At 60.5% G+C, this 3,848-nt stretch carries 4 protein-coding genes; 2 read left to right on the forward strand and 2 right to left on the reverse strand.

Annotated features, from left to right (window positions below; genetic code table 11):
* Positions 1-895 (forward strand): alpha-hydroxy acid oxidase (locus tag RTS12_RS20235; RefSeq protein WP_312531879.1); only part of this gene is annotated, 895 nt, incomplete at its 5' end.
* 104 nt (positions 896-999) lie between these two features.
* Here the strand turns inward: RTS12_RS20235 and RTS12_RS20240 are convergent.
* Positions 1,000-1,953: an MYG1 family protein gene (locus RTS12_RS20240; RefSeq protein ID WP_312531881.1), complete on the reverse strand. Its 954-nt coding sequence runs from the start codon at positions 1,951-1,953 to the stop codon at positions 1,000-1,002.
* A gap of 563 nt (positions 1,954-2,516) precedes the next feature.
* On the opposite strand from RTS12_RS20240, the gene RTS12_RS20245 reads away from it, so the two are divergent.
* On the forward strand, positions 2,517-3,125 hold the full coding sequence (locus tag RTS12_RS20245) for a 50S ribosomal protein L25/general stress protein Ctc (RefSeq protein ID WP_312531883.1): 609 nt from the start codon (positions 2,517-2,519) through the stop codon (positions 3,123-3,125).
* A gap of 149 nt (positions 3,126-3,274) precedes the next feature.
* Here RTS12_RS20245 and RTS12_RS20250 read toward each other — a convergent pair.
* The coding region (locus tag RTS12_RS20250; protein ID WP_312531884.1) for an FkbM family methyltransferase at positions 3,275-3,848 on the reverse strand (574 nt) is incomplete at its 5' end.

The following is a 3,848-nucleotide window of genomic DNA, read 5'->3' on the forward strand; positions in this document are numbered from 1 at the left end:
AGCCGCCCGCGCCGCGCAGAAATTCGGCGTGCCCTTCACATTGTCGACCATGTCGATCTGCTCGATCGAAGATGTCGCGGCCAATACCGAAAAGCCCTTTTGGTTCCAACTTTATGTCATGAAGGACGAGGATTTCGTCGATGGCATGATCGAGCGCGCCAAAAAGGCCAATTGCTCGGCACTGGTGCTGACGCTGGATCTGCAAATTCTTGGCCAGCGCCACAAGGATCTTAAAAACGGCCTTTCCGCCCCGCCGAAATTCACCTTGCCGGTGATCATGGATCTGGCGCGGCGCTGGCAGTGGTGTCTGGGTATGGCTGGCACCAAACGCCGGACCTTTGGCAATATCGTCGGTCATGCGAAAGGCGTGGGCGATCTGTCCAGCCTCTCCAGCTGGACGGCCGAGCAGTTCGACCCGAAACTTGATTGGTCCAAAATTGCACGGATCCGCGATCAATGGGGTGGAAAGCTGATCCTGAAGGGGATTCTGGACGAAGAGGATGCCCGCATCGCCGCTGATTTCGGCGCGGATGCGATTGTGGTGTCCAACCACGGCGGGCGCCAGCTTGACGGCGCGCTAAGCGCAATCCGCATGTTGCCGCATATCGTCCAGGCTGTGGGCGACAAGATCGAGGTCCATATGGACAGCGGCATTCGCTCGGGTCAGGACGTGCTCAAGGCGCTCGCGCTGGGTGCACATGCGACCTATATCGGGCGCTCGTTCATCTATGGGCTGGGCGCGATGGGCGAAGAGGGCGTCAGCAAGGCGCTGGAGATCATCCACAAAGAGCTGGACACGACAATGGCCCTGTGCGGCGAGCGCGACGTGCGCGAGTTTGGCCGCCATGACATCCTGTTGCCCAAGGGCTTTCTGGACGAATATAGCCCGGCCTAAGGTCTGAAAAACTCTGCCGCGCCGGGTTCGGCGCGGCAAGGTCACCGCTTTGGGTGACGATCGGCTTGCGGGGGCATTCCCCCCTTAGCTCTTGGTGATTGCGATCACGCCGGGGCGTCGCTGGTGCTTTGAGCGGCCAATTCGGCCTCGCGCACTGCGATTTCGGCCATGGCAAGCGCGGCCTCTCGGGTGGCAGCTGCGGCAATGAAGCGACCATTATGGCAAAAGAGTGCCCCTTTGACGCCCGAGGCTTCTTCCAGCGCCTGATTGGTCAGTCCCGCCCAGCCCGCAGGCAGATCAGCACGCTGCTCAAACCCATCCTCGGATTTGCGGATGCCGCCAAGTGCCCAGTCCTTGCCGCGCGGGTTAACCACGAACCACAGATGATCGGCCCCGGCTTTGACCACCGAAGGTCGGAAGGGCATGCCCATCGGCAGCTCTAATATGCGACCCGTACCTGCTGCCTCGATTGCTGCCATGACCAGACCATCTGCGCGCAATTTGGCGGCGCTGCGGGCGACACGCGCCTCGACAAAGGCGCGGGCAATGCCAAGTGCGGTGTGAAAGGCGGTGGTTTCAGCCTCGGGGTCGGTATTGTCAAAGACGGGCTTGAGCGTTTCCAGAAGGCTGGGCAGCACCATGCTGGTCAGCTGCGGCCCCGCCGCAGATGGGCTAAGTGCACCGTTATCGATCAGATCGACCGGCAGCACGAAGCTTGCATCGAAAGAGGCATGGATATGCTCGATGTGCTCGGCAGGAACCTGGCTTGCCTGCAAATAATCGCGACCAAAATGGCGCCAGATCAACCCGAAAGAGCTAAGCGGCTGACCATCCTCGCGCAAAGGGGCGCCGCGCTGATGGTGGTCGAAAATCATCGCCTCGGCATCATAGGCACCGCCGACATCATAGATGATGCGGTCCGAACCCGGGGTGATCCACTCGGCGGCGCGGCTTCGCACCAATTGCGCGGTGGGAAAAAGGCGGGTCAGGATGACGCTGGAAAACAGCTCATCCGCATGAAAACCACCCGAATGGGTGACAAGATATTCGGGGGTCATCGCTAAGCATTCCTTGTGTTCTGGTTTGGTATCCGGCGGTGTCGTCCCGGAAATCAGGGCGCATATCAGACGCAGGTCGTTGGCGCAGCGATGCAGCCCTGACCTCAGCGCCGCAAGAGGCAGCCACGCCAGACTGCGCCGAAAGAAAAAAGCCTCGGGCCGGTGGCGCCCCGATCTGGTGACATTCCAAGCCTGAGGCAAATACACCCGCCAATCGCCAATAGCCACCCCGGCCGGTAGATGGCGCGAGCAGACCCACTCAGGCGATCAGCAATCCTTTTGTCAGCACGCTTCAAGCTTTTTGTCAGCGCGCCCGCCGCCGCAATGTGATAGGGCCAGCAGGCGGATGGGCCGTCTGAGGTAAGCGCGGCCCATAATGCGGCGGATGTTGCCCAGCCCATAGGTCAGCCCCGTGGCCCAGCCTAGGCCCTAGGCACGCTCAGACCTTGGGAAATGCTCAGACAAAACCCCTTTTAATTCCACAGATCCTGAGGTATAGGCCCGAGCTTATCGCCATGCACCCTTGGAGGATGGCGTTTATCTTAACTGTAAGGAATATGACTATGGCCAAAGAGATCCCGAATCTAGTGGCCGAGGCACGCACGGGGACAGGCAAGGGGGCCGCCCGTACAGCTCGCCGTGAAGGCAAGGTGCCCGGTATCGTTTATGGCGACGGCAAAGAGCCGGTCGCAATCGCAATGGACTTCAACCCGCTGCTGACCAAGCTGCGCGCAGGTCGCTTCATGTCGACCCTGTGGAACCTGCAGGTCGAAGGCCAAGACGACGTTCGCGTCATCTGCCGCGGCGTTCAGCGCGATGTGGTGAAGGACCTTCCGACCCATATCGACTTCATGCGTTTGCACCGCAACTCGCGCGTCAACCTGTTCATCCACGTGAACTTCGAAAACCACGAAGCAGCACCTGGTCTGAAGCGCGGTGGCACGCTGACCGTTGTTCGCTCGGAAGTCGAACTGATGGTTACGGCTGCGGACATCCCGGACCATATCACTGTGGACCTGACCGGCCGTGAAATCGGTGATGTGATCCACATCAACGACATCGAGCTGCCCAAAGGCGTCAAGCCGACCATCGACCGCAACTTCGTGATCGCCAACATCACCGCACCTGCGGGCCTGCTGGCAGCTGGCGAAGAGGAAGAAGCCGAGGCCTGATTTCGGCCTTTTGCTTCACTTGAAAATTTGGGCGGCACCTGAAAAGGTTGCCGCCCTTTTTCATATTCGCAACGTTTGTTTCAGATCGCGATCGGATAAGCCGCCCAATAATCGGGGTCTTTCGGGCCGATCAATCGGCTGCCTGCTTGTCATTCGGTGGCGGTGCGCCCGAAAGCATAAACCTCTTCGGTGCGTTTGCTTTCCAGACTGCGAAAGCCCTGCTCGCGCAAGTTGCGCAAGATCGTATTCTTGCTGCGCTCGCCATAGATGGCGGGATGCAGCTCTAAGATGACAAGGCGGACATGATCGGGCAAAGGCTGGGCCAGCGCCTCGGCCTCGGCGCCCTCGATATCCATGGTGATTGCGGTGGCCGCACTCTCGCGCAGCAGCTCTGAGAAGCGCAGGGCGGGCACCTCGATCAGGCGCGGCTCCTTGCCCAAAGGACCGCAGGTCGATGCTGACCAGAACGCTTGCCGCAGGTTCAAAATCACGGTCTCTTCATCGGTATCCGCGCCGACCACCGCGCCCGCGCGCAAAGTCACGCCCGGCCCCGCATTGCGGTCAAGGTTATCGCGCAGAACCTCTAGCATCTCCGGGTTTGCCTCGACCGTGGTGACGTTTTGCGCCCCTACGATACGGGCCGCGATGATGGCCACAAGCCCGGCCCCCGCGCCCAGATCAAGCACCCGGTCTTCCGCGCGTAGATGGGCGCGCGCCAGATCT

Origin of the sequence: Paracoccus sp. (in: a-proteobacteria), assembly GCF_032007265.1 — a bacterium.
Lineage (GTDB): Bacteria > Pseudomonadota > Alphaproteobacteria > Rhodobacterales > Rhodobacteraceae > Paracoccus.